Annotated in this window: 25 protein-coding genes and 1 tRNA gene; 10 read left to right on the top strand and 16 right to left on the bottom strand. The window is 66.7% G+C overall.

Annotated features, from left to right (window positions below; genetic code table 11):
• Nucleotides 1-151 precede the first annotated feature (151 nt).
• The 8 genes from AABF56_RS18720 to obgE form a co-directional block, all read right to left on the bottom strand.
• The gene (locus tag AABF56_RS18720) at nt 152-1,474 is read right to left on the bottom strand and encodes a S41 family peptidase (protein ID WP_244770718.1); all 1,323 of its coding nucleotides are present in this window, start codon (nt 1,472-1,474) and stop codon (nt 152-154) included.
• Complete coding sequence (locus tag AABF56_RS18715; RefSeq protein ID WP_272807114.1) at nt 1,464-2,894, bottom strand: murein hydrolase activator EnvC family protein; 1,431 nt, start codon at nt 2,892-2,894, stop codon at nt 1,464-1,466. The genes AABF56_RS18720 and AABF56_RS18715 overlap by 11 nt, the downstream gene beginning before the upstream one ends.
• A 139-nt stretch (nt 2,895-3,033) precedes the next feature.
• The gene (rlmH, locus tag AABF56_RS18710; protein ID WP_272807113.1) at nt 3,034-3,516 is read right to left on the bottom strand and encodes a 23S rRNA (pseudouridine(1915)-N(3))-methyltransferase RlmH; all 483 of its coding nucleotides are present in this window, start codon (nt 3,514-3,516) and stop codon (nt 3,034-3,036) included.
• Nucleotides 3,517-3,595: 79 nt separating this feature from the next.
• Nucleotides 3,596-4,069 carry a ribosome silencing factor gene (rsfS, locus tag AABF56_RS18705; protein ID WP_398432870.1) on the bottom strand — a complete coding sequence of 158 codons (474 nt, stop codon included), beginning with the start codon at nt 4,067-4,069 and terminating at the stop codon, nt 3,596-3,598.
• Nucleotides 4,070-4,109: 40 nt separating this feature from the next.
• Nucleotides 4,110-4,718, bottom strand: coding sequence for a nicotinate-nucleotide adenylyltransferase (locus tag AABF56_RS18700; RefSeq protein WP_244770816.1), 609 nt, complete (start codon nt 4,716-4,718; stop codon nt 4,110-4,112).
• Nucleotides 4,719-4,754: 36 nt separating this feature from the next.
• Nucleotides 4,755-6,032, bottom strand: a complete 1,278-nt coding sequence (locus AABF56_RS18695) for a glutamate-5-semialdehyde dehydrogenase (protein WP_272807112.1) — start codon at nt 6,030-6,032, stop codon at nt 4,755-4,757.
• Nucleotides 6,025-7,197, bottom strand: coding sequence for a glutamate 5-kinase (gene proB / locus AABF56_RS18690; protein ID WP_272807111.1), 1,173 nt, complete (start codon nt 7,195-7,197; stop codon nt 6,025-6,027). Before proB ends, AABF56_RS18695 begins: the two co-directional genes overlap by 8 nt.
• A gap of 1 nt (nt 7,198) precedes the next feature.
• Nucleotides 7,199-8,209, bottom strand: a complete 1,011-nt coding sequence (gene obgE / locus AABF56_RS18685; RefSeq protein ID WP_272807110.1) for a GTPase ObgE — start codon at nt 8,207-8,209, stop codon at nt 7,199-7,201.
• 79 nt (nt 8,210-8,288) lie between these two features.
• Here obgE and AABF56_RS18680 point away from each other — a divergent pair, with 79 nt between their 5' ends.
• Nucleotides 8,289-9,149, top strand: a complete 861-nt coding sequence (locus tag AABF56_RS18680; protein ID WP_272807109.1) for an endonuclease/exonuclease/phosphatase family protein — start codon at nt 8,289-8,291, stop codon at nt 9,147-9,149.
• A gap of 101 nt (nt 9,150-9,250) precedes the next feature.
• Here the strand turns inward: AABF56_RS18680 and AABF56_RS18675 are convergent, their stop codons facing one another.
• The 5 genes from AABF56_RS18675 to rplU form a co-directional block, all read right to left on the bottom strand.
• Nucleotides 9,251-10,177: an IS110 family transposase gene (locus AABF56_RS18675; protein ID WP_272806860.1), complete on the bottom strand. Its 927-nt coding sequence runs from the start codon at nt 10,175-10,177 to the stop codon at nt 9,251-9,253.
• 240 nt (nt 10,178-10,417) lie between these two features.
• Entirely contained in the window at nt 10,418-11,008 is a 591-nt protein-coding gene (locus AABF56_RS18670; RefSeq protein WP_272807108.1) for a GNAT family N-acetyltransferase, read from the bottom strand.
• Complete coding sequence (locus tag AABF56_RS18665) at nt 11,005-11,637, bottom strand: GNAT family N-acetyltransferase (protein WP_024270533.1); 633 nt, start codon at nt 11,635-11,637, stop codon at nt 11,005-11,007. Before AABF56_RS18665 ends, AABF56_RS18670 begins: the two co-directional genes overlap by 4 nt.
• A 125-nt stretch (nt 11,638-11,762) precedes the next feature.
• Complete coding sequence (rpmA, locus tag AABF56_RS18660) at nt 11,763-12,032, bottom strand: 50S ribosomal protein L27 (RefSeq protein ID WP_064331928.1); 270 nt, start codon at nt 12,030-12,032, stop codon at nt 11,763-11,765.
• Between the two features lie 25 nt (nt 12,033-12,057).
• On the bottom strand, nt 12,058-12,429 hold the full coding sequence (gene rplU / locus AABF56_RS18655; protein ID WP_245083095.1) for a 50S ribosomal protein L21: 372 nt from the start codon (nt 12,427-12,429) through the stop codon (nt 12,058-12,060).
• Between the two features lie 325 nt (nt 12,430-12,754).
• Between rplU and AABF56_RS18650 the strand changes: the two genes are divergently transcribed.
• Nucleotides 12,755-12,844 (top strand) — tRNA-Ser (locus tag AABF56_RS18650).
• A 99-nt stretch (nt 12,845-12,943) separates the two neighbouring features.
• Here the strand turns inward: AABF56_RS18650 and AABF56_RS18645 are convergent.
• Nucleotides 12,944-13,681, bottom strand: coding sequence for a calcium-binding protein (locus AABF56_RS18645; protein ID WP_272807107.1), 738 nt, complete (start codon nt 13,679-13,681; stop codon nt 12,944-12,946).
• A 175-nt stretch (nt 13,682-13,856) separates the two neighbouring features.
• Here AABF56_RS18645 and abc-f point away from each other — a divergent pair, with 175 nt between their 5' ends.
• On the top strand, nt 13,857-15,479 hold the full coding sequence (abc-f, locus tag AABF56_RS18640) for a ribosomal protection-like ABC-F family protein (protein ID WP_272807106.1): 1,623 nt from the start codon (nt 13,857-13,859) through the stop codon (nt 15,477-15,479).
• A gap of 25 nt (nt 15,480-15,504) precedes the next feature.
• Here abc-f and AABF56_RS18635 read toward each other — a convergent pair whose 3' ends face one another.
• Nucleotides 15,505-15,906: a (R)-mandelonitrile lyase gene (locus AABF56_RS18635; protein WP_272807105.1), complete on the bottom strand. Its 402-nt coding sequence runs from the start codon at nt 15,904-15,906 to the stop codon at nt 15,505-15,507.
• Nucleotides 15,907-16,011: 105 nt separating this feature from the next.
• Between AABF56_RS18635 and AABF56_RS18630 the strand changes: the two genes are divergently transcribed.
• The gene (locus AABF56_RS18630) at nt 16,012-17,229 is read left to right on the top strand and encodes a TIGR03862 family flavoprotein (protein ID WP_272807104.1); all 1,218 of its coding nucleotides are present in this window, start codon (nt 16,012-16,014) and stop codon (nt 17,227-17,229) included.
• Between the two features lie 10 nt (nt 17,230-17,239).
• On the opposite strand, the gene AABF56_RS18625 is transcribed toward AABF56_RS18630, so the two are convergent.
• On the bottom strand, nt 17,240-18,022 hold the full coding sequence (locus AABF56_RS18625; protein WP_245083164.1) for an IclR family transcriptional regulator: 783 nt from the start codon (nt 18,020-18,022) through the stop codon (nt 17,240-17,242).
• 225 nt (nt 18,023-18,247) lie between these two features.
• Between AABF56_RS18625 and AABF56_RS18620 the strand changes: the two genes are divergently transcribed.
• From AABF56_RS18620 to AABF56_RS18595, 6 genes are read left to right on the top strand one after another with little or no spacing between them, the layout of a single operon-like run.
• A complete protein-coding gene (locus tag AABF56_RS18620) occupies nt 18,248-19,318 on the top strand; it encodes an ABC transporter substrate-binding protein (RefSeq protein ID WP_272807103.1) in 1,071 nt (356 codons plus the stop codon).
• A gap of 32 nt (nt 19,319-19,350) precedes the next feature.
• Nucleotides 19,351-20,859 (top strand): sugar ABC transporter ATP-binding protein, encoded by a 1,509-nt coding sequence (locus AABF56_RS18615; protein WP_272807102.1) that lies wholly within the window; start codon nt 19,351-19,353, stop codon nt 20,857-20,859.
• Complete coding sequence (locus tag AABF56_RS18610) at nt 20,856-21,821, top strand: ABC transporter permease (protein WP_272807101.1); 966 nt, start codon at nt 20,856-20,858, stop codon at nt 21,819-21,821. Before AABF56_RS18615 ends, AABF56_RS18610 begins: the two co-directional genes overlap by 4 nt.
• Entirely contained in the window at nt 21,803-22,759 is a 957-nt protein-coding gene (locus tag AABF56_RS18605; RefSeq protein ID WP_443021136.1) for an ABC transporter permease, read from the top strand. The genes AABF56_RS18610 and AABF56_RS18605 overlap by 19 nt, the downstream gene beginning before the upstream one ends.
• On the top strand, nt 22,756-23,712 hold the full coding sequence (locus tag AABF56_RS18600; protein ID WP_272807099.1) for an amidohydrolase family protein: 957 nt from the start codon (nt 22,756-22,758) through the stop codon (nt 23,710-23,712). The genes AABF56_RS18605 and AABF56_RS18600 overlap by 4 nt, the downstream gene beginning before the upstream one ends.
• Nucleotides 23,705-25,018, top strand: a complete 1,314-nt coding sequence (locus AABF56_RS18595) for an alanine racemase (RefSeq protein WP_272807098.1) — start codon at nt 23,705-23,707, stop codon at nt 25,016-25,018. The genes AABF56_RS18600 and AABF56_RS18595 overlap by 8 nt, the downstream gene beginning before the upstream one ends.
• The last annotated feature ends 23 nt before the right edge of the window (nt 25,019-25,041 follow it).

Below are 25,041 nucleotides of genomic sequence, written 5' to 3'. Positions count from 1 at the left end.
CGAAGCGGCAGCGCTTCGGCGTCGGAGAATGCGGTAAAAACAAGACTCTAGGGCATGCCGCGCAAAAGCAGTGGCTGTTTTGCGATCACGACATGCGTCTGGTGCATGAAGAAATCCAGGCCCGTGCGGTCACGGGCCCGGAGGAAGCGGGTTACTTGTTCAGCTCGGCCTTTTCCGGATTGGCCGGGAAGGCCTTGTCGGTCTTCTGGCCGCGCAGCAGTTCCAGCGCATATTGAAGCTGGAGGTCGTCCTTGGCTTCCGGCGGCACATAGGCGGAGGAGCCGGAGCCGGCCTCCGTCTCGCTCTGGCCCTGGATGTGACCGCGCAGGTTCGATTCGCCTGCGGATTCCAGCTTGCCCTGCAGTTCGGGCGGCAGCGGCTGCTCGACCGTGATGTCCGGCGTGATGCCGGTGCCCTGGATCGACTTGCCGGACGGCGTGTAATAGAGCGCCGTCGTCAGGCGCAGCGCGCCGGCATCGCCCATCGGGATGATGGTCTGGACGGAGCCCTTGCCGAAGGAGCGCGTGCCGAGCACGGTGGCGCGGCGCAGGTCCTGCAGCGCGCCGGCGACGATTTCCGAGGCCGAGGCCGAACCGCCATTGACCATGACGATGACCGGCTTGCCGTCGGTGATGTCGCCCGGCGTTGCGTTGAAGCGGCGGGTCTCGTCCTCGTTGCGGCCGCGGGTCGAAACGACCTCGCCGCGCTCCAGGAAGGCGTCGGAGACGTTGATCGCCTGGTCGAGCAGGCCGCCCGGGTTGAGGCGGAGGTCGAGCACGTAGCCCTTCAGCTTGTCGGCCGGAACCTCTTCCTTGATCTTGGTGATCGCGGCTTCCAGGTCGTCATAGGTCTTCTCCGTGAAGGAGATGACGCGCAGATAGCCGACATCGTTCTCGACGCGGGACTTGACGGCCTTCACGGCGATGATGTCGCGCATGATGGTCAGTTCGATCGGCTTTTCGGCGCCCTTGCGGATCAGCGTCAGCTTGATCGGCGTGTTGACCGCGCCGCGCATCTTCTCGACCGCTTCCTCAAGCTTCAGGCCGCGCACGTCCTGGCCGTCGATCTTGGAAATGAAGTCGCCGGCAAGAACGCCCGCGCGGGCGGCCGGCGTGTCGTCGATCGGTGTGATGACCTTGACGAGCTCGTCCTCCATCGTGACCTCGATGCCGAGGCCGCCGAATTCGCCGCGCGTCTGGGTGCGCATGTCCTCGGCGTCCTTGGCATTCATGTAGGAGGAATGCGGGTCGAGCGAGGTGAGCATGCCGTTGATGGCATTCTCGATGAGCTGGTCTTCCTTGGGCGGCGTCACGTATTGCGCGCGCACGCGCTCGAAGACGTCGCCGAAGATGGAAAGCTCGCGATAGGTCGACGAGCCGGCGGCTTCGGCCGGCAGCGTGGCCGTGTTGATGACGCTCATCGCCGTGGCACCCATGAGTGCACCGACGAGAACAAGAGAAGCCCTACGTATCATTGCGTGCCTTTCCAGAATTTTTTGCGGACCACCACGGCCGGGAATCAACCGGTTTTCCGTTCTTTCGGAATTCAATGTAAAGTGTCGGCTTGTCCGTTTCCAGCGTCAAAGCGTTGACACTCGCCACCCTTTTTTCACCCATCACGGCGAGCGGTTCTCCCGCCACGACGAATTGACCCTCCCGCACGCTCACCCGATCCATGCCGGCGAGCACCAGATGGTAGCCCTCCCCGGCGTTCAGGATGATCATGCGCCCATAACTGCGGAACGTGCCGGCAAAGACGATCCATCCATCGGCGGGGGCCGTGACGAGCGCGCCCGGATTGGCCGCCAGCGTCAGCCCCTGCGAATCATGGCCGGTGCCGTCCGCTTCGCCGAATTGGCGCAGAACGTCGCCGGCCACGGGAAAGTCCAGTTTTGCCTGCAGTTCGGAGAATTCATATGCCGGAGCAATGCGGTTTTTGTCGGGCACGCCGTCGCGGGCGAGCGCCCTCGCCTTCTCCCGTTCGGCCGCGCTCTGGCTCCGGCGTTCCTCCTCCTTGGCGCGGGCGAGCGCGGCGGCGTCGCGCACCGAGCCGATGTCGCGCTCCAGGCTGCCGATCAGGCCCTCGAGGCTGGTCGCGCGGGCGGCGAGCTCCTCGGCGCGGCGGCGTTCGGCGGCCAGCGTGCGGCCGTTGGTCTGCGCCAGCGCCTCGTTCTGGGCGACAAGCAGTTCGGAGCGCTTCTCCTCTTCGATGCGAAGCTGCATGGCATCGGTCAGTTCCGTGCGCTCGCGGTCGATATCGCTCTTGATGTCCATCAATGCCGTCAGGTCGTCGACGAGCTCTTCCGTCTCCTTGCGGATGTCCGGGACGACCGCGCCGAGGAGAATGGCGCTCCTGACCGAAGACAGGGCATCCTCGGGGTTGACGAGCAGGGCAGGCGGCGGATTTCGCCCCATGCGCTGGAGCGCGGCGAGAACCTCCGCCAGGAGGCCGCGGCGCTCGTGCAGCGAGGCACGAACGCCCGCCTCCCGCTCGCGCATGCCCTCCAGCCGCTTTTCGCCGGCGAGGATCTTTTCCTCCATGCTCTTGCGCATGGCGGCCGACTTGACGATTTCCTCGCGCAGGGTCTGGCGGGTCTTCTCCAGCTTGGCGATCTCGGCTTCCAGCTCTTTCGTCTTCTCTTCGGAAACCGTGAGCGACCGGGACAATGTTTCCAGTTCGCGGCGCGTGCTGTCGCGGCGCAGCGTCAGGGCAGCGGCCGGATCGGACTCGGCCTTCGGCAGCGATCCCGTCTTTTCCTGCGCGACGCCGGTCTCGTTCGGCTCGGCGGCAATGGGTTGGGGCAGAAGAGCCAGCACCAGGGCAGCACAAAGCCTAGCCGGCCGCAGCAGGCGGCCGATGCCTTCCCCCCGATTGGCTGTATGGGCTTTCCTCATCGCTTCCCGAACGTCCGTTCTCCCCGCTCTATGCTGATTTGGCGCTTTCGCCAAGAACGTCACTTGGCCAACAAACCGCGCCGAAAATACGGCTGCGCCCATCGTGCGCCTTCAGCCTTGCGCGGCGGTGACGCCTGCGTCAGCTGCGGTGATAGGGGTGGCCGGAGAGGATGGTGACGGCGCGATAGAGCTGTTCGGCGATGAGGATGCGCACGAGCTGGTGCGGCCAGGTCATCTTGCCGAGGCAGAGCGTGGCGTCGGCGCGCTCGTAGAGGGCGGGATCGAGCCCGTCGGCGCCGCCGACGGCGATCATCAGCTCGCGCTTGCCGGCATCGCGAAACCCGCCGATGAGATCGGCGAAGGCGGGGGAGTCGAGCGCCTTGCCGCGCTCGTCGAGCAGGATCAGCACGGCGCCGTCGGGCAGCGCCTTCTGCAGCATGGCCGCTTCCTCGCGCTTGCGCGTCTCGGCATTGCCGGCGCGGCTTTCGCCGACCTCGGCAAGCTTGCCGAGCTCGAGGCCGATCGCGGGGCCGGCCTTGGCGAAACGGTCCATGTAGCGGGCCGCAAGATCCTTCTCAGGGCCGGCCTTCAGCCGTCCAACCGCAAAAAGTCCAACCCGCATCGCCCCAAGCCCTGTCCGTTCGGGTGACGCCTAAGCCGCGCCACCGTTTTTCCTCGCCGGACAGGCGCCCGGCGTCATTTCAATGGACGGTGCCGTCCTCGATCTCGGGAGCTGCCCACATCCGTTCGATGTTGTAGAACTCCCGGACTTCCGGCCGGAACACGTGAACGATGATATCGCCCGTGTCGATCAGCACCCAGTCGCCCGCCTCCAGGCCCTCGACGCGGGCATTGCCCAGGCCTTCGTCCTTGAGATCGGAGATGAGATGGTCGGCAATCGCCATGACATGACGGTTCGAGCGTCCGGACACGACCACCATGTAGTCGCCCAGCGCCGATTTGCCGGCAATGTTGATGGTGACGATATCTTCTGCCTTCGAGTCCTCGAGGCTTGCGAGGACCAGTTGAAGGGCACGGTCGGCGGCATCGTCGCCCCTTCCCGCGCTCTTGGAGAAAACGCCGATGACGTTTCCCTTCGCGTGCACTGTTGTCAGGTTCGTTCCTTTCTGTGTAACAGGACAAGCACGTCTTGTGCCGGCGTGTCGGGCCGGCACCTACTAAATGTAGGCATCAAAGGTTACCACTTTCAAGACGTCACTTCTGAGGGATGGTTTTCTCTAGCGCCGCCTGGCTGCGCAGCGCCGTGGAGCTGAGCGGCGAGCGGGGGCCGTGGATGAAGGTCCAGGCCGGCGCCCGGCGGCGGGCAAGCGACATCGCGTCCTCCTCGTCGATGCGCGCATAGTCGAAGGTCTTGGCCATGCGCGAGGAGAGATAGGCGAGCGTCGAGCCCGGCCGGTCGATGACGGCGATGGGGAAGGTGCAGGCGATCTTCTGCCAGTTCTGCCAGCGGTGGAAGGTGCCGAGATTGTCGGCGCCCATGATCCAGACGAAGTGGACGCCGCGGTTCAGCGCCTGCACGCGCTGGAGGGTCCTTGCCGTATAGCTCTGGCCGAGCCGCTTCTCGAAGGCCGTCACCTTAACGCGCGGGCCGGGGGCGATGTCCTCGCTGAGCCGGATGCGCTCGCTGAGCGGAGCGAGTTCGCGGTGGTTCTTCAAGGGGTTGCCGGGCGTCACCATCCACCAGAGCTGGTCGAGACCGAGGCGGCGCAGGGCGATTTCCGCGACCAGCGCATGGCCCTCGTGCGGCGGGTTGAACGAGCCGCCGAACAGGCCGATCGCCATGCCCTTTTCCGCATGCGGCATTCTCAGGTAGCGCTCTGCAACCGCGTCCGACGTCACTTAGGGCCGCACCTGTCCGGTGCCGCGCACGCGGTATTTGAAGGAGGTGAGCTGCTCGACGCCGACGGGGCCGCGCGCATGCATCTTGCCCGTCGCGATGCCGATCTCGCCGCCCATGCCGAACTCGCCGCCATCGGCGAACTGGGTGGAGGCGTTGTGCAGCAGGATCGCCGAATCGATCTCCGTGAAGAAGCGCTCGACGACCGCGGGATCCTCGGCGATCACGGCTTCCGTGTGGGCGGAGGACCAGCGGTTGATATGCTCGATCGCGCCGGAAATGCCGTCGACGAGCGTGACGGAGATGATGGCGTCGAGATATTCGGTCGACCAGTCCGCCTCCGTCGCGGCGACAAGGTTCTCGATGCGGGCGCGGATCTCGTCCGTCGCACGCACCTCGCAGCCGGCGGCGCGCAGGCCTTCGAGAAGCGGCGAGAGATGCGTGTCGGCCGCGGCGCGGTCGATCAGCAGCGTCTCCGCCGCGCCGCAGATGCCCGTGCGGCGCATCTTCGCGTTGACGACGATCGTCTTCGCCATGTCGAGATCGGCGGATTTGTCGACGTAGATGTGGCACAGGCCTTCGAGATGGGCGAAGACCGGCACGCGCGCCTCGCTCTGCACGCGCGCGACGAGGCTTTTTCCCCCGCGCGGCACGATGACGTCGATCGTGCCGCCGAGACCGGACAGCATGGCGCCGACGGCGGCACGGTCCGTGACGGGCACGTACTGGATGGCGTGTTCCGGCAGGCCGGCGGCCTTGAGGCCGGCGACGAGGCAGGAATGGATCGCCTGCGATGAATTCACGCTGTCCGACCCGCCGCGCAGGATCACGGCATTGCCGGCCTTGAGGCACAGCGCCCCGGCATCCGCCGTCACGTTCGGCCGGCTTTCATAGATGACGCCGATGACGCCGAGCGGCGTGCGCACGCGCTCGATATGCAGGCCGTTCGGCCGGTCCCATTCGGCAATGACGTCGCCGACCGGGTCCTTCAGGCCGGCAATGTCGCGGATCGCGTCCGCGATGCCCTCGATGCGCTCGGCCGTCAGCGTCAGCCGGTCGATGAAAGAAGCGGCGACGCCGCTTTCCCGGGCATTGGCAAGGTCGATGGCATTGGCGGCGAGGATGGCATCGCGGCCGGCAAGGATGTCCGCGGCCATCGCGTCGAGCGCGCGGTTCTTCGCATCGGCGGTGGCGATGGCGAGTGGCCGCGCCGCGGCGCGGGCATTGCGGCCGATCTCGGCCATCAGGCTGTCGATATCGGTCCTGACCTGGTCAAGCATGGCTGACGTCCCTTTTCGCCTCGGCGGCGAGCGGCGCGGAAAGGCCGGTCACCACGAGGTCATCCCTGTGCACCATGGCGGCGCGGCCGGCATAACCGAGAATGGCGGCGATCTCCGCCGATTTCTTGCCGATGATCATACGGGCCTCGTCCGCGTCGTAGCCGGCAAGCCCGCGGGCGATCTCGCGCCCGTTCGTGCCGTAGATCGAGACCGTGTCGCCGCGCGAGAACGTGCCCCAGACGCCGCGCACGCCGGCGGGCAGCAGGCTCTTGCCCGAGGTCAGCGCCGTTTCCGCGCCGGCGTCGATCTCCAGCCGGCCGGCCGGCTGCAGCTGCCCGGCGATCCAGGTCTTGCGCGCCGTCACCGGCGAGCCCGAGGGCGCGAACCAGGAGGAGCGCGCGCCTTGCTCGACGGCGCGCAGCGGGTGGTCGACCTTGCCGGAGGCGATGATCATGGCGCAGCCCGCGCCCGTCGCGATCTTGCCGGCATCGATCTTGGTGCGCATGCCGCCGCGCGACAGTTCCGAGGCCGCGCCGCCGGCCATGGCCTCGATCTCGGGCGTGATCGCCGCGATGGTTTCGAGGAACCGCGCCTCCGGGTCGAGATGCGGCGGGGCCGTGTAGAGCCCGTCGATATCGGAGAGCAGGACGAGCAGGTCGGCGCCGGTCATGGTGGCGACGCGCGCGGCGAGCCGGTCGTTGTCGCCGTAGCGGATTTCCGTCGTCGCGACCGTGTCGTTCTCGTTGATGATGGGGACGGCGCCGAGTTTCAGGAGCTGGTTGATCGTGGCGCGGGCGTTGAGGTAGCGACGCCGTTCCTCCGTGTCGCCGAGCGTCAGGAGGATCTGGCCGGCGACGATGCCGTCGGTCGAGAGGCTTTCCGACCAGGCGCGGGCCAGCGCGATCTGGCCGACGGCGGCGGCGGCCTGGCTCTCCTCCAGCTTCAGGGCGCCCGAGGGCACCTTCAGCACGGAGCGGCCGAGCGCGATGGCGCCGGAGGAGACGACGAGCACCTCCGTGCCGCCGGCGCGCAGCGCCGCGATGTCCCTGCACATGGCGTCGAGCCAGGCCTTTTTCAGGCCGCTCGCACGGTCGACGAGCAGGGCCGAGCCGATCTTGATCACAATCCGGCGGTATTTTCCGAGCGGTTTGCGGTGCTTCGTCATCTCAGTCGTCGGATCCGGAGTTCTTCGCCTCAACGATGATGTCGCGCAGCGCCCTGAGCGTGCCCGTCATGCCGACATTGGCGACGGCGGAAATCTGGAACGGCGTCTGCCCGCTCGCCTTCGCCAGCGCCTTGGTCTTCTTCTTCAGCTCGTCCTCGTCGAGCAGGTCGATCTGCGAGAGCGCGACGATCTCCGGCTTGTCGGTGATGCCGCCGCCATAGGCTTCCAGCTCGTGCTTCACCGTCGTGTAGGCCTTGGCGACGTCCTCTTCCTGCGCGGAGACGAGGTGCAGCAGCACGCGCGTGCGCTCGACATGGCCAAGGAACCGGTCGCCAAGCCCGATGCCGTCATGCGCGCCCTCGATGAGGCCGGGAATGTCGGCGAGGATGAACTCGCTGCCGTCGATCGTCGCGACGCCGAGATTGGGGTGCAGCGTGGTGAAGGGATAGTTGGCGATCTTCGGCCGGGCCCGCGTGCAGGTGGCGAGGAAGGTCGATTTCCCCGCATTGGGCAGGCCGACGAGGCCAGCATCTGCGATCAGCTTAAGGCGCAGCCAGATGGTCTTCTCGTCGCCTTCCAGGCCCGGATTGGCCCAGTTCGGCGCCTGGTTGGTCGCCGACTTGAAATGCGCGTTGCCGAAGCCGCCATTGCCGCCGGCGGCCAGCTTGAAGCGCTGGCCTTCCGTCACCAGGTCGACGATCAGCGTCTCGTTGTCTTCCTCGAAGATCTGCGTGCCGACCGGCACCTTCAGCGTCACGCTGGCGCCGTTCGCGCCGGTGCGGTTGCGGCCCATGCCGTGCGTGCCGGTCGCGGCCTTAAAATGCTGCTGGTAGCGGAAGTCGATCAGCGTGTTGAGGCCGTTGACGGCCTCCACCCAGACATCGCCGCCGCGCCCGCCATCGCCGCCATCGGGGCCGCCGAATTCGACGAATTTTTCACGGCGGAACGAGACAGCCCCTGCCCCGCCGTCACCGGACCGGATATAGACTTTTGCTTCGTCCAGGAACTTCATCGGCTCGCCGTTCGCTTTTCTCGTATTTTCATAGTGCCGTCTTCGATATAGCCGCTTCCGTGAGAGGTCAAAGACTATCGTGAAATTCGTCAGCTACAACGTCCAGTACGGCATCGGTCTCGACAACCGGTTCGATCTGCCGCGCATCGTCTCCAGCATTCACGGCGCCGATATCATCGCGCTGCAGGAAGTGACCCGCAATTTCAGCCGCAACGGCCATGTCGACATGGTCGCCGAGCTGCAGACGCTGCTTGCCAATCACTATTCCGTCTTCGGGGCGGCCTGCGATCTCGATGCGGGCTCGGCAATCGAACAGGGCCGCGTGGTCAACCGCCGCTTCCAGTTCGGCAACATGATCTTCTCGCGCTGGCCGATCCTGTCGACCCGCACCATGCTCCTGCCGCGCACGCGCACCCTCGACAAGCTGAACCTGCAGCGCGGCGCGACCGAGGCGGTGATCGCAACGCCCAGGGGGCCGCTCCGTATCTATTCCGTGCATCTCGACCATGTGCACCGCGACGAGCGCATCGCGCAGATCCGGTATCTGAAGGACCGTGCCCAGCTCTACTCCGTCGAGGGCGGCGCGATTTCCGGCGCCCATGAATTCGACCTTGCCGAGCCGCCGGTGCCGGAGGACTACGTGCTGATGGGCGATTTCAACATGGTGCCGGAATCGCCGGAATATTGCGAGATGGTCGGCGGCGTGGATGCGCTCTACGGCCGCCAGATCCGCGCCACCCATCCGGTGGACGCGCTGGCCGGCCTCGGCAAGCGCCACGCCGCCAGCTACAGCTGGGTCGATCCGAAAAACCATACCGAGCGCCTCTTCCTCGATTACTGCTTCCTCAGCCATGGCCTCGTGGAACGGCTGACGGACGCCTGGGTCGACGAGACCGCCTACGGCTCGGACCATATGCCGGTCTGGTTCGAGCTTTCGTGAATGAAACGAGCCGAACACTCTAAAACCGGGAAACCCTCTCCTCCGTCTTGGTCGGGCTTGACCCGACCATCCACGCCACACTCGCTGCATGGCAACTGTGTTCAAGCGAAGTTGGTTTTGTCGCGCTGCATTGCATTGAGGATCGTGATGAGCTTTCTTGCGACGGCGATGATGCCGGCCTTTGCGGAGTCTGTTCTGGCTGAGACGGCCTGATGGAAGGCGCGCAGGCGCGCTGAGGCCTTGATTGCGCCGAGGGCCGCCATGTAGAGGGCCTTTCGCACGCGTGGCCTGCCGCCCTTGATGCGGCGGCGGCCGTTTCTCCTGCCGGAATCGTCATTGAAGGGAGCAAGGCCGGCAAGGCTTGCGGCTGTTTTGGGCGAAAGGCTGCCGAGTTCGGGCATATGGGCCAGCAGGGTCAAGGCTGTCACCTTGCCCACGCCGGGCGCGGAGGTAAGGCGATGGGCGTGTTCGGTGAGGGCCTGGCTCTTCATGTGGTGGTCGATCGCAGCCTGGATCGAGGCGATCCTCTCGCCGAGGATGGCGATCATGGCCTCGATGTCGGCGCGGATGGCGGGATCGAAGGCATCGCAAAGATGCCGGCGCTCGGTTGCACGGGCATCGACGAGCTGATCCCGGCGGCGGGCAAGGGCCGCCAGCCGCTCGCGGACCGGGCAAGGCGGCGCCTCGGCCGTCAGGCCGAACATGGTTCCCATCTCGCAAAGCGAGCGGGCATCGATGCGGTCGGTCTTGGCCAGCCGTCCCCGCGCTTCGGCAAAGCGCCGGGCCGTCTTCGGGTTGACGCGGGCAAAGGCGATGCCGGCCTGTGAAAGACACAGGCGCAGCATCCGGTCGCAATGACCTGTCGCCTCGAAGACGACCAGGTCGGTGGCCGGGTCGAGGCGACAGGCAAAAGCGGACAGCGCGGTCTGCTCGTTGGGGATGCGGCAGAACCTGGCCGTTTTCGGATCGAAGATGTCGATCATGTCCTTGCCGATGTCGCAGCCGATGAAGGTATGGTGTATCGTCATGGCGCCTGCTCCTGTGTGCGGGGTCTGTGGCGACAGCCCCGTGCAACTGTTCAGGTTGATGGGCGAAGCGGGAAGGGACCAAGCCACGCCGCGGCCTGCCGTCACAAACGGCGGCCTGGATCCTCTCGGCCTCCTTCCCGCAACCATCTTACATCAGACCAAACACACAGGATCCTCGGGTCGAGCTCGAGGATGACGTCGGTGGGGGGACAGGGCGGATGTCTCCGCCCCGGTCCCTTTTCAGTGCCGCGGTGCCGCCGGGCGGAAATCGCCCGGCTCCAGCCGCGTTTCGATATGCGGCACCATCGCGCCGCGGGCGACGCAGAAGAGATCGCTGCATCCGGTGATGCGGAAGCCTGCCTTCTCCTGCACCCTGAGCGAGGCGACGTTGTCGGCGAAGATGCCGGACCGGATGTCCGTGCCGGGCATCCGCATCAGGAACCGCGCCGTCGCCGCATGCACGGCCTCGCTCATATAGCCCCGCCCCCAGTAGAAGCGGTTCAGCCAGTAGCCGAGCTCCCATCCGCTGCGGCTGCGCTCGAAGGAGACGCAGCCGATATGCACGTCGTCTCCCGCGGTGATGGCGAAGGCCCAGCCCTCGTTGAGATCGGTGGTGGCGACGGAAAGCCATTCGGCCGCATCCTGCCGGTCATAGGGCGCGGGCACCCGCGCCAGCATGCGCGAGACCTGGAAGTCGTTCAGCGACTGGGCGATCGCCTGCGCATCGGACATGCGGTGCGGGCGCAGGACGAGGCGCGCCGTCGCGACGGTCGGGCAGGGCCCGGGGCCGACGATGCGCGCGCCTTCCGTCTGGGTCTGCAGGACGTTCATCGCATGCCTCCCCAGCTCTTCAGCGAGACCCAGGTCTTGCGGTCCAGCCGATACCATTCGACGGGCACCATGCCGCCGACGGCAAGGCTCTGCACCATGCCGGTCGCCTGGAACTGGAAGCCGCACTTCTGGATGACCCGCCGCGAGGGGATGTTCATGACCCGGCAGCGCGCATCGATCTGCTCGATGTCGCGGGTGCGGAAGACCATGTCGATCAGCGCGTGAGCCGCTTCGGTGACATATCCCTGGTTCCAGTAGGGCTCGCCCAACCAATAGCCGAGCTCGACCGTCCGCCCGTCCTCGTGCGGTTCGATCCCGCAGCATCCGAGGAAGGCGCCGTTGTCGGCTTTCGTAATGGCATAGACGCACTTGCCAATCGCGCCGGCGCGTGTGCGTCGCACGAAATCGGCAGCATCCGCGACCGTGTAGGGGTGCGGCATGCGGGCGACCATGTTGGCGATATTGGCGTTGTTGGCGAGATGGGCAAGGGCGTCGATGTCGTCTTCGTGCGGGGCTCTCATGACGAGCCTCTGCGACAGCAAGATCGGGCAATCGGTCCTCGACCGTTCAGGCCTCAGCCGTTCCTTGGGAGACCGTGATTGGCCTTCCCTTAACAATTCGGTCTGCATGGTTCAGTCCTCCAGAGCAAAAAGGGGAGATAAGGTCTTGCCCCATCTCCCCTTTTTTCTTCAGGCCTGAACCTGTAGCGTCAGCCGGGTCGATGAGACGCCGGCTGTTTTAGAGCGCTACCGGCTTATTCCGCTGCTTCCGCTTTCGGGGCTACAGACACGTAGACGCGACCGTTGGCCTTCGTACGGAAATTCACATTGCCAGCCGTAAGGGCGAAGATCGTGTGATCCTTGCCGAGGCCGACATTGGCACCGGGATGCCACTGCGTGCCACGCTGACGGACGATAATGTTGCCTGCGACGACGGCTTCGCCGCCGAACTTCTTCACGCCAAGGCGCTTGGACTCGGAATCGCGACCGTTGCGCGAGGAGCCGCCAGCTTTTTTGTGTGCCATGGGAGTTCTCCTTTACCTGTCCAGATTATTCGGCTGCGGCTTCAGCGGCGGCTTCGGACTTCTTGGAAGCCTTCTTGGCCTTGCCGGCTGCGGCGATGTCGAGAATGCGGACGGTCGTGTTGTGCTGACGATGGCCGCGCGAGCGCTTCGAGTTCTGGCGGCGGCGCTTCTTGAAGGCGATGACCTTCTTGCCACGGCCATGCTCGACGACTTCGGCGGTCACGATGGCGCCTTCGACGAAGGGCGCGCCGATCGTGGCATCGGCGCCGACGCCGACCATCAGCACTTCGGTGAATTCGATCTTGGCGCCTGCGTCACCCGACAGCTTTTCAATCGTCAGGACGTCGTTGGCGGCCACGCGGTACTGCTTACCGCCGGTCTTGATGACTGCGAACATATTTTATCCTTTCATGTTCGTGCCGGCTCTTTGCCTCTGAAGGCAAGGCCGTCTTTTTGTCAGTCGGTAATGGCGATGCATTGGCGCACCGCCGGCTCAAACGATTCCTTGCGGGATAGCCTCTCGGCATGGCACAAAGAACCAACGTAGCGGCACAGGTCGGACCTATGCCACTGCACCTTGCGCAATAGGTGAGGCCATGAAAACTGTCAAGGGGATTTCCGTCACCATGACAAATAGATGAACTTTCCGCGCGCCAGCCCCCTTGCAACCCCGCCCGACACCCGCTATGTACCGCCCGCGCTGAAAAGCGTCGACCCGATGCGGAGAGGTGGCAGAGAGGTCGAATGCACCGCACTCGAAATGCGGCATACCTGCAAGGGTATCGTGGGTTCGAATCCCACCCTCTCCGCCATAATCGCCCGATATTTCGGTTCCCGGCAAGCGCCGCCGAACGGATCGGCGGCACCCTACCTCTTGTTTGGTTTTGTGCATCGTTATCTGCCCATCGGCCTTACCAGCTGAAGTCGTCACGGCTGAGTTCGCCGAGCCGCGTGTCCTCAAGGACCAGATAGTCGTCGCCGGCGCGGATGATGACGTTGTTGCCGGACTGGCTGGCGGCCGCGCGGATGGCCGCATAGCTGTCGAACCGGTCGTAGTGTGAGACGTCGATGCGGTCGTCGCCGTTTTCGAAGTCGGTGATAATGTCGCGGCCGCCGTTGAAGACGAAGACGTCGGCGCCTTCGCCGCCGGTCATCCTGTCGTTTCCGGCGCCGCCGTTCAGAACGTCGTTGCCCTCATGCGCGACGATGCGGTCGTTGCCGGACTGGCCCCAGATCCTGTCGTCGCCCTCGCCGCCAGAGATCACATCGCTGCCGGCCCCGGCATAGATCACGTCATTGCCTTCGCCGCCGCTGATTTGATCGCGACCCCTGCCCGCGACGGCATGGTCGTTGCCCTCGCCGAGAACGAGGCGGTTGTCGCCGTCGCCGGCGCGCAGGACATCGTTGCCGTCCCCGCCCCATAGCTTGTCGTCGCCGCCGCCCGATACGATCCGGTCGTTGCCTTCGCCGCCCCACACGTGATTTCGGCCACTACCCGCATCGATGCGATCGTTGCCTTCCCCGCCATAGAGGAAATCGTTACCGCCATAGCCAAAAAGCAAGTCATCGCCCGAGCGGCCGTAGAGATGGTCTTTCTGGTTCGTACCGACGATACGGTTGTCGTCGTCATTTCCGCGTTTCGTAACCATGTGAAAACTCCTTCGTCGACGGGCAGAATTGCCGTGTTGCGCGGGAGGAACGGGGCGCGTGGCGGCTTATTCCATCGAAGCGGAATTTTTCATTTCTGTCGGGCGCGCCTGCGGCATGGACTTGATGCGCCGCCTCATGGCATAGGGCGCGGGACACGACGAGGCCCGGTTTTTCATGATCCGCATCGAGAACATCAGCAAGTCCAACAGCCACCGCATCCTGTTCATCGAGGCGTCCGCCGCGTTGAACCGGGGGGAGAAGATCGGGCTTGTCGGGCCGAACGGGGCCGGCAAGACAACGCTCTTTCGCATGATCACCGGGCAGGAGGCGCCGGACGAGGGGCAGGTCTCGGTCGAGAAGGTGGTTTCGATCGGCTATTTCAGCCAGGATGTCGGCGAGATGGAAGGCCGCAGCGCCGTCACCGAGGTGATGGACGGGGCAGGGCCGGTGAGTTCGGTCGCCGCGGAGCTGCGCGCGCTCGAAGCGGCGATGGTCGATCCCGACCGGCTTGACGAGATGGACGCGATCATCGAGCGGTATGGCGAGGTGCAGGCGCGTTACGAGGAGCTCGACGGCTACGGATTGGAGAGCCGGGCGCGCGAGGTGCTGGCGGGCCTGAGCTTCAGCCAGGAGATGATGGACGGCGATGTCGGCAAGCTTTCCGGCGGATGGAAGATGCGGGTGGCGCTGGCGCGCATCCTGCTGATGCGGCCGGACGTCATGCTGCTCGACGAGCCGAGCAACCATCTCGATCTCGAAAGCCTGATCTGGCTGGAGCAGTTCCTGAAGAGCTATGACGGGGCGCTGCTGATGACCTCGCACGACCGCGAGTTCATGAACCGCATCGTGACGAAGATCATCGAGATCGATGCCGGCTCGCTCACCACCTATTCGGGCGATTATGCCTTCTACGAGCAGCAGCGGGCGCAGAACGAGAAGCAGCAGCAGGCGCAGTTCGAGCGCCAGCAGGCGATGCTCGCCAAGGAGATCAAGTTCATCGAGCGCTTCAAGGCGCGCGCCTCCCACGCCGCGCAGGTGCAGAGCCGGGTCAAGAAGCTCGACAAGATCGAGCGGGTCGAGCCGCCGCGCCGCCGCCAGGCCGTCATGTTCGAGTTCCAGCCGGCGCCGCGCTCGGGCGAGGACGTCGTCAGCCTCAGGAATGTCGACAAGGCCTATGGCAGCCGGTCCATCTACCGGGATTTCAGCTTCCTCATCCGCCGGAAGGAGCGCTGGTGCGTGATGGGCATCAACGGGGCCGGCAAGTCCACGCTGCTGAAGCTCGTCGCCGGGGCGGTACGCCCCGATACGGGCAGCGTGACGATCGGGGCGAGCGTCAAGGTCGGCTATTTTGCACAGCATGCTATGGATCTGCTCGACGGGGACCTGACCGTCTTCCAGTGGCTGGAGGCGGAGTTTCCGCGCGCGGGGCAGGGGCCGCTGCGCACGCTGGCCGGCTGCTTCGGCTTTTCCGGCGACGACGTCGAGAAGAAGTGCCGGGTGCTGTCCGGCGGCGAGAAGGCGCGGCTGGTGATGGCGGCGATGCTGTTCGATCCGCCGAATTTCCTGATCCTCGACGAGCCGACCAACCATCTCGACCTCGACACCAAGGAAATGCTGATCAAGGCGCTCTCGGAATACGAGGGCACCATGCTCTTCGTGTCGCACGACCGCCATTTCCTCGGCGCGCTGTCGAACCGCGTGCTGGAGCTCAACGGCGACGACGTGCATCAATATCCGGGCGGCTATACCGAATACGTCGCCCAGACCGGCCACGAGGCGCCCGGCCTTCCGAACTGATCGTCCGGCGTGGGGCGGGGTGGCCTCACGCCTTGCCGAGATATTGTTCGTCCGTCACCTGTTCCAGCCAGGTCACGGGCGAGCCGTCCTGCGCTTCGGCGATGGCGACATGGGTCATCGCGGTCCTGTCCGTCGCGCCGTGCCAGTGTTTTTCGCCGGGCGGGAACCAGACGACGTCGCCCGGGCGGATCTCCTCGATCGGCCCGCCCTCGCGCTGCGCCCAGCCGAGGCCGGCGGTGACGATGACGGTCTGGCCGAGCGGGTGGGTGTGCCAGGCGGTGCGGGCGCCGGGTTCGAAGGTGACGATGGCGCCGCCGGCGCGGCCGGGGGCTTCCGCCTTGAAAGGCGTGTCGAGGCGTACCTTGCCGGTGAAGTAGTCGGCCGGGCCTGGCGTCGAGGGGCTGGTGCCGTTGCGCTTGATGTCCATATCCGTCTCCTGATTCTGCTGTGCGGATCCTATACCGGCAAGAGTGCTGGCGGAGCCGCCGGAGACGATTTATGAGAACGGCGCAGGGTTTCAAGGCGGTGTGGAATGGACAAGCGGCGGATCGGGATCGTCGGCGGTGGGCCGGCCGGGCTGATGGCGGCGGAGGTGCTTGCGGCGCGCGGCCATGCGGTGAGCGTGCTGGAAGCCATGCCGACCATCGGGCGAAAGTTCCTGCTGGCCGGAAAGTCGGGCCTCAACATCACCCATTCCGAGCCCTATGACCGTTTCGCCGCCCGCTTCGGCGTGGCGGGCGCGCATCTGCGGCCGGCGCTTGATGCCTTCACGCCCGGGGACCTGCGGGCCTGGGCGGAGGGGCTTGGCACGAAGACCTTCGTCGGATCCTCGGGACGGGTGTTTCCGGTCGCCATGAAGGCCTCGCCGTTGCTGCGGGCCTGGCGGGCGCGGCTGGAAGGGCAGGGCGTCGCCATCCGCGTGCGCCATCGCTGGACGGGATTTGCGCCGGAAGGGTTGCGTTTCGAGACGCCCGAGGGTGTGGCCGTGATGGCGTTCGATGCGGTCCTGCTGGCGCTCGGCGGCGCGAGCTGGCCGCGGCTCGGCTCGGATGCGACCTGGATCGATGGCCTTGCGGAACGGGGCGTCGGCATCGCGCCCTTCCGCCCGGCCAATTGCGGTTTCGACGTGGACTGGTCGCCGGTCTTCGCCGAGCGCTTCGCCGGCGCGCCGGTCAAGGGCGTCACGGCGCAGTCCGCGGCGGGCACGATCCCCGGCGAATTCGTCGTCTCGAAGACGGGTATCGAGGGCAGCCTCGTCTATGCCCATGCGGCGGTTCTGCGCGATGCGCTGGAGGCGTCGGGCGCGGCCTCCCTCACGCTCGATCTTGCACCCGGGCGCAGTCTCGCGCGGCTTGCGGCCGACCTCGCCCGGCAGGGCGGCAAGGCGAGCTTTTCCAGCCGGCTTCGCAAGGGCGCGGGCCTCGACGGGGTCAAGGCGGCCTTGCTGCGGGAATGCGTCCGGGACGTCCAGGCCTTGCCGCCGGATGCGCTGGCCGCGGCGATCAAGGCCCTGGCCATCTCCCTCGTCCGGCCGCGGCCGATCGCGGAGGCGATTTCCGTGGCGGGCGGCATCCGGTTCGATGCCATCGATGCGGACTATGGGCTGAAGGCCCTGCCGGGCGTCTTCGTGGCCGGCGAAATGCTCGACTGGGAGGCGCCGACCGGCGGTTACCTGCTGACGGCCTGCCTTGCGACCGGGCGGGCGGCAGCGGAGGGGATCGACCGCTGGCTATCCAATCGGGCGGATTGAGCCGGCACGGTCAGCTGCGCTTCGGCCGCGTCGGCGCCTGGCCGAGGCTGGCGGCTGCATCCTTCAGGCAGGCGAGGTAGCGATCGCGGTTGGCCAGTCCGTCGTCGCGCGGGGTGACGAGGCACAGCGTGGCGGCGGCATGCCCCTCGTCCATGACCGGCACGGCGAAGCAATGGGTGAAGCTGTCGACGATGCTGTTGAAGGTGAAGAAGCCTTCGTGCCCGGCCTGGCGCACCTCGGTGAGGAAGGCCTGCGGGTCGAGCCATTCGCCGCCCGGCAGCTGGAAATCCTGCGGCGGGATGAAGGCGAGGATCTCCTCGTCCGTCATGTGCGCGACGAGCAGGCGGCCGGAAGCGGTCCACGGGATCGGCACCGACTGGCCGATATCGGTGGAGATGCGGAAGGGCCTTGCGCCCTCGCGCATGTGCACGACGGTGTATTTGTTGCCGTCCAGCATGCAGAATTGCGCGGTCTCGCGCGTTTCGCCGGCCAGCCGCTCCAGCGCCGCCTCGCATTCGCGGGTGAAGTCGAAATGGTTCTCGTAGGCCGCGCCAAGGAAATAGAGTTTCCGCCCGAGATAGACGCGGCCGTCGCCGCCGGTGAATTCCAGGATGCCGTTGCGCAGGAGGAGGTTCACCAGCTCGTAGACCGATGAGCGCGGCGCGCCGATCTGCGCGGCGATCTCGTTCGGCTTCAGCGCCTGCCGCTTCTGGCGCAGGAAATCGAGGATCTCGAAGGCGCGATCGAGTCCCCGGGCCCGCTTGCCGCCTGCATCGTCCGCAATAGCATCCATCTCGTCCGTTCCTGCCTTCGTCCTCGTCACGCTTCTCCCGCCGCCCGGGCGATCTGTCAATCCGCGGCGGCCGGACGTCGTCGCATGCGAAATTTTCGACCTCCCCTTGCGGGGCGGAAAATTCGGCATAAGATCGCATCGTCCATTATAAAGATCATATGTTCAATATATTGGACATTGACGGATGGCAAGCCCGTATCCGCTGCCGCAAAAAAGGGGAACGACATGAAAACGCTTGAAAACAGCCCGACCGTTTCGCGGCGCCGCCGCCTTCTCGCGGGCGCCGCCGCCGCTGCGGCCATCCTTGCCCTTTCGGCCGGCAGCGCCTCGGCCGCCGCCAACTGCATCAAGGGCGACCGCAAGGCGCCCTATACGGTCGGCTGGGCGAACATCTATTCGGTGCCGACCTGGATGAAGCAGACCGAAGGCACGATTGCTGCCGAGGTCGAGGAGCTGAAGAAGGCCGGTCTCGTGAAGGACCTGATGATCACGGACGCGCAGGGCAACGCCCAGACGCAGATCCAGCACATCCAGTCGATGATCGACGCCAATGTCGATGCGATCGTGGTCATCGCCGGCTCCTCCAACGCGCTCGACCGCGTCATTTCGGATGCCTGCGACAAGGGTATCGCGGTGGTGAACTTCGACAGCCTCGTCAACACGGACAAGGTGACGGCGAAGATCAACACCGATTCCAGCGAATGGGGCGCGGGCGCTGCCAAGTGGCTTGCCGACCAGCTCGGCGGCAAGGGCAAGATCATCATCATGAACGGCCCGGCCGGGATTTCCGTCAGCGATGACCGCCGCAAGGGCGCCCAGCCGGTGCTCGACGCCAATCCGGACCTCGAAATCATCACCGAGACCAACACGGAATACAATGTCGCGCCGGCGCAGGAGGCGATGACCAGCCTGCTCTTCGCCAATCCGGAAATCGACGGCGTGCTGTCGCTCGGCGGCGCGATTTCGGCCGGTTCCGTCATGGCCTTCGACCGCCAGGGCCGCGAGCAGGTGCCGATCACCGGCGAGAATGCCCGCCAGTTCCTCGAACTGTGGAAGGAAAAGGGCCTGAAGGGCTGGGCCACCATGCAGCCGAACTGGCTCGGCGCGCTCTCGGTCTACACGGCCGTGCAGGCGCTGGAAGGCAAGGACGTGCCGGCCTTCGTCAAGGTGCCGCTGCCCGTCATCGACGACAGCACCATCGATACCTACCTCGCCCGCGCGGACCAGTTCCCGGCCGACGGCTACATCTACTCGGATTACGACAAGGCGCTGTTCGACAAGCTGCTCGCCCAGTAATCCCGCGCCAGTAACCCGCGAAGGATGCCGTCATGACGGAAACAAGGCCCCTGCTGGAGGCCCGGCAGGTGTTCAAGGGGTTTTTCGGCAATCCCGTTCTGAAGGGCGTCGACATCGCCCTTCATCCGGGCAGGGTCCATGCCCTGCTCGGGGAGAACGGCGCGGGAAAATCCACGCTGATCAATCTCCTTTCCGGCGCTCTCCAGCCGGACAGCGGCGCCATCCTCGTCGATGGCCGGCCGGTCGGGCGTTTCAGCCCGGCCGCCGCCCGCGCCGCGGGCATCGCCGTGGTGCAGCAGGAGCTGAGCCTGACTGCCGACCTGTCGATCGCCGAGAATATCGGGCTCGGCGCCTTTCCGCGCCGTTTCGGCCTCATCGACTATGCCGCGCTTCAGAAGGGCGTGCGGGAGGTCTGCGCCATGGTAGGGCTCACCGAGCCGCTCGACATGCCGGTCGCCGATCTTTCGCTCGGCCGCCGGCAGATGGTGGAGATCGCCAAGGCGCTGTTCCGCAAGCCGCGCGTGCTGATCCTCGACGAACCGACCTCCTCGCTTTCCGCGCATGAGGCCGGCATTCTCGCCCGCCTCATCGGGACGTTGCGCGACCGCGGCACGGCGCTCCTCTACATCTCCCACCGGCTCAACGAGGTGCAGGCGCTCTGCGCCCATGTCACCGTGCTGAAGGACGGCGGCGTCATGGCGGACCAGTCGCTGGCCGGTATCGACGGCGAGGGGCTGGTGCGCCTCATGGTGGGCCGCGAGACGGGCGATCTCTTCCCGCCGCGCCCGCTCGCCGCGCCTGGCGCGACGCGCATCAGTGTCGAAAAATTCTCGGCCGGCCTCGTGCGCGAGATCGGCTTTTCCGCCCGCGCCGGCGAGATCGTCGGCATCGGCGGCCTCGTCGGGCAGGGGCAGGAAGACCTGCTGCTCAGCCTTTACGGCGCCATTCCCGCAAGGGCCGACCATGCCGAGGTCTCCAGCCTTCCCCGCCTGCCCGCCCATGTCGGCGAGGCGAATGCCGCAGGCATCGTCTATGTGCCGGCGGATCGCAAGCATGAGGGGCTGGTCCTGCCCCATTCCATCGCCGCCAATCTCATCCTGCCTTCGCTCGGCCGGCTCGCCCGCCGCGGTTTTCGCGACCGTGCGGCGGAGGCCGGGCTGATCGCCGACCTGGCGCGGCGCCTGACGATCAGGGGCGACGTCGCCCGGCCGGTGCAGGCGCTCTCCGGCGGCAACCAGCAGAAGGTGGCGCTCGCCAAGTGGCTGCCGCTCGATCCGTCCATCCTGCTGCTCAACGATCCGACGCGCGGCGTCGATATCGAGACCAAGCGCGAGATCTACCTCATGCTGCGCGCGTTTGCCGCCGAAGGGCGGCTCGTCATCCTGGCCAGCTCCGATACGCCGGAACTCGTGCATCTGTGCGATCGCGTCGTCGTGCTGCGCGAGGGCCGCGTCGCGGCCCGGCTTTCCGGCGCGGCGATCAGCGAGGAGGCCATCGTCGGCGCCGCCATGGGCATCCACGAACAGGGAGAGGCCGCATGAGCGCTGTTCCGTCCTCCGGCTGGCTTTACGGTGCCATCCAGCGCGGCCGCAATCGCGGCCTCGGCGGCCTCTACCTGGTCGTCGCCGCCTTCCTCGTCCTCTATGCGGTGCTGTTTCCCGGCATCCTCTCCGTCAGCGGCTTTTCCAAGTTCACGCAGAACTGGTTCCCGCTGGCACTTGTCACCATGGCGCAGGCGCTCCTGATGCTGAACGGCGGCATCACGCTTGCCATTGGCCCGCTGGTCAGCCTCGGCGCGGTGATCGCGGCGACGACCATGGGCGGCGCGCTGGGCGTTCCCGGCGGCATCCTCGCCGTCGCGCTTGCCGGCCTTGCCATCGGTGCCGTCATCGGCGCCATCGTGGCGCATCTGCGGCTGCCGGCCATCATCGTCACGCTGGCGGGCTCCTTCATCATCACCGGCGTCGCGCTGATCCTGCTGCCGCGTCCGGGCGGCTTCATTCCGGACTGGCTGTCGACGACGCTGGCCGGCCACACGCCGGTCGCCTTCCTGCTGCTCGTCGCCATCCTCCTTGCCTGGAAGGCGTTCCTGGCGACGCCGCTCGGCATCGGCATCTATGCCGCCGGCGACAACCCGATCGGCGCCTTCCGCTCCGGCGTTCCGGTCGAGCGGGTGAAGATCGTCGCCTTCGCGCTGTCCGGCCTGCTGGCGGCGCTGGCCGGCCTCTTCGTCGCGGCGCAGACGGGCTCGGGCGATCCGGTCATCGGCACGCCCTTCACGCTGAATTCGATCGCGGCCGCCGTGCTCGGCGGCGTCGGCTTCCTCGGCGGCAAGGGCACGATGCGCGGCGCGATCTGCGGCAGCCTGCTGCTCTCGGTCATGATCAACGTCATGTTCTTCCTCGGTTTCCCGCCGGTCGCGCAATATGTCGCGCAGGGCCTGATCATCGTCGGCGCCGTGGCGGTGCCGGAACTCTTGAAGCAATGGAGGGCAAGGCGATGAAGGCCGTGAAAGCCGTGTTCCGCAATCCGCCGCTCCTGACCTTCCTCCTGGTGGCCCTCGTCTGGCTCGTCGCCAGCCTCACGCTGCGCGGTTTCGGCGCCTATGGGCACCTGCGCTATCTCCTGGAGCTTGCCGCCGTCATCGGCATCGTCGCAGCCGGGCAGACGCTGGTCATCCTGATGGGCGGCATCGACCTCTCCGTCGGGGCGGTCATCACCGTCACGGCGATCCTGCTGCCGCTGATCTCGCCGGCCGCCGACCCGACCGGCCTCGTCGGCATCGTGCTCGCCCTTGCCCTCGCCACCGGCATCGGCCTCCTCAACGGGGCGGGCGCGGCCTATCTGCGCGTGCCGCCGATCATCATGACGCTCGCCATGGCGACGTTTCTCCAGGGGCTGCTCGTCATCGTCGCGGGCGGCAGCGCCGTCACCGTCAGCAATCCGGCGGTCATCCTGCTCGGCCAGGCCCGTCCCCTCGGCATTCCCGCCGGCATCCTTCTCTGGATCGTCGTCTCGGTCGTCGTGCTCCTCATCATCCACCGCATGCCGCTCGGCGCGCGCTTCCTCGCGCTTGGGGCCAATCCGCTGGCCGCGCGGCTTTCCGGCGTCAGCGTGGCCAGGAACACGCTGCTCCTCTATGCGCTGTCCGGCTTCTTTGCGGGGCTTGCCGGCATCCTGGTGCTCGGCATGAACCGGCAGGGCTATGTCGGCATCGGCGATCCCTATCTCCTGATGTCGATCGCCGCCGTCGTGCTCGGCGGCACCTCCATCCTCGGCGGGCGCGGCACCTATGCCGGCACCATTCCCGGCGCCATCCTGCTCGTCACCACCACGGCGCTGATCACCGTCGTCAATGCCTCGCCGGGCTGGCGCTCCATCATGTTCGGTTCGCTGATCCTCGGGCTCCTGCTCATCTCCGGCCGCGAGGCGCGACGATGACGGTGCGCTATGACGGGCCGGTGATCGACCCGCACCATCATCTCTGGGACCTCTCGCTGAAGCGTCACCCCTGGCTGGAAAAGGCGCGGACGGAGGGCGGGGAAATGGTCTATGGCAGCCTTGCGCCGATCCTGCGGGACTACGGTGTGGAAGACTACCGCCGGGATGCGGCGAACCAGAACGTGGTGGCCAGCGTGCATGTCGAGGCCGGCTGGTCCGACGCCCATCCGCTGGAGGAAAGCCGCTGGCTTGCCGGTCTCGACCGGACGTCCGGCGTCGCGAAGCGCTGCATTGCCCGCGTTCCGCTCGACAGCCCGGACGCCGCCCGCCTGATCGAGGCGGAGGCGGCCAATCCCGACGTCGCCGGCATCCGCGATATCGTCAGCTGGCATCCGGAGCCGGCAAAGAGCTTCGCCTCCCGCGCCCACCGCATGGCCGATCCCGCCTGGCGCGCCGGCTTATCCCATCTCGCCCGGCACGATCTCGTCTTCGACCTCATGCTCTATCCCTGGCAGATGGACGAGGCGCTCGATCTCGTGCGCGCCTTTCCGCAGACGCTCTTCGTGCTCAACCATGGCGGCAGCCCGGCCGATCGCAGCGCGGAGGGCATGGCGCTCTGGCGTGATGGCCTTGCGGCCCTCGGCCGCGAGCCGAATGTGAGGCTGAAGATTTCCGACCTCGTCGCCTATGATAATGACTGGACGCCGGAAAGCCTGCACCCGGTGATCGCGCATTGCCTCGCCTGTTTCGGCCCTCGCCGGGCGATGTTCGCCAGCGATTTTCCCGTCGCCGGCCTGCACGCCTCGTTCGACGCGATCTACGCCGTCTTTCGCGCCGCGGCCGGTCCGCTGTCGCTCGATGAACAGCGCGCCCTCTTCTTCACGACCGCCAACGACACCTATCGCCTCGGGATCGCCGATCCCGTCGCGGCCAAGGGAGAAAACCATGGCTGACCTTTCCGTGACCGGACCGGACAATCCGGTGATCGACGATCGTATCCGCGGCTTTCCGCCGGGCCAGGCGGCCCTGCCGCTCGATGCTGTCGGGGCGCAGGGCTGGAAGCCCTATGACGGCGCGATGGCCCTGCCGCTGATCTCGCTCGACCGGGAGGCTTTTGCCGGCAATGTCGCGCTGATGATGGATTATGTGCGCGATCACGGTATTGCCATCGCGCCCCATGCGAAGACGCCGATGTCGGCGGCGCTCGCCGGCGCGCTGCTCGCGGCCGGCGCCTGGGGCACCACGGTGGCCGATATCCGCCAGGCCGCCGTGCTGCTGAAGGCCGGCCAGCGCCGGCTGATCCTCGCCAACGAGATCGGCGGTGCGGCGGCCGCGCGCCGGCTCGCGGCGCTTGCCGCAAACCATCCCGATGCGGTACTGCATGTCTTCGTCGATTCGGTCGATCTGGTCGAAGCCCTGCGGGCCGCCTGGCAGGGGCGCAAGGGTCTCCCGCCGCTCGGCCTCCTCGTCGAGCTCGGGGCGGGCCGCGCCGGGGCACGCAGCGCCGAAGCGGCGGGCGCGATCCTCGATGCCATCCTCGCCGCGGAAACGCCCGCCTTCCGGCTCACCGGCATCGCGACCTATGAGGGCGCCGCCGCAACGGCGGACGCGGAAGAGACCCTGCGCCGGATCGACGGGCTGGTGGCGATGACGGCAGCCTTCCTGCCAGAGGTCCGCGCCCGGGTCGGCGATGCGCGGCCGCTGATCGTCACGGCGGGCGGCTCGGTCTTCTTCGACCGGGTGGTGGCCGGCCTCTCCGCCGCCGTCGCCGCCGATCCCGACAGCCGGCTCGTGCTGCGCAGCGGCGCGATCTTCTTCCATGACCACGGCGTCTACGAGCGCGGCCTTGCCGGGCTGGATGCCCGCGCGGGCTTCCGCTTCGGCGGTGAGGTCCGCTCGGCCGGCAGCGGCTTCAGGCCGGCGCTGCGGGTCTGGGCCGAGGTGCTCTCGCTGCCCGAGCCGGGCCTTGCGATCTGCGGCATGGGCCTGCGCGATGTCGCGATGGACCAGGGCCTGCCGCGGCCGCTGGCGCTCTATCGCGACGGCGCGCCGCTTGGCCGCCTTGCCGGGGCCGACGTGCTCCGCCTCAACGACCAGCATGCCTTTGTTTCGCTTCCCGCCGGCAGCGACATGCGCATCGGCGACGTGGTCGAGTTCGGCATCTCGCATCCCTGCACCTGCCTCGACCGGCACGCGATCCTCTATGGCCTTGCCCCCGACCACACGGTCACGGCGGCCTATCCCACCAGCTTCGGCTGATCCTCCCAAGAAGAAAGGAAATA

Origin of the sequence: Shinella sp. WSC3-e, from assembly GCF_945994535.1 — a bacterium.
In the GTDB taxonomy this organism is placed as follows: Bacteria; Pseudomonadota; Alphaproteobacteria; order Rhizobiales; family Rhizobiaceae; genus Shinella; species Shinella yambaruensis.
This window is presented reverse-complemented; position numbering and strand designations above follow the sequence as displayed.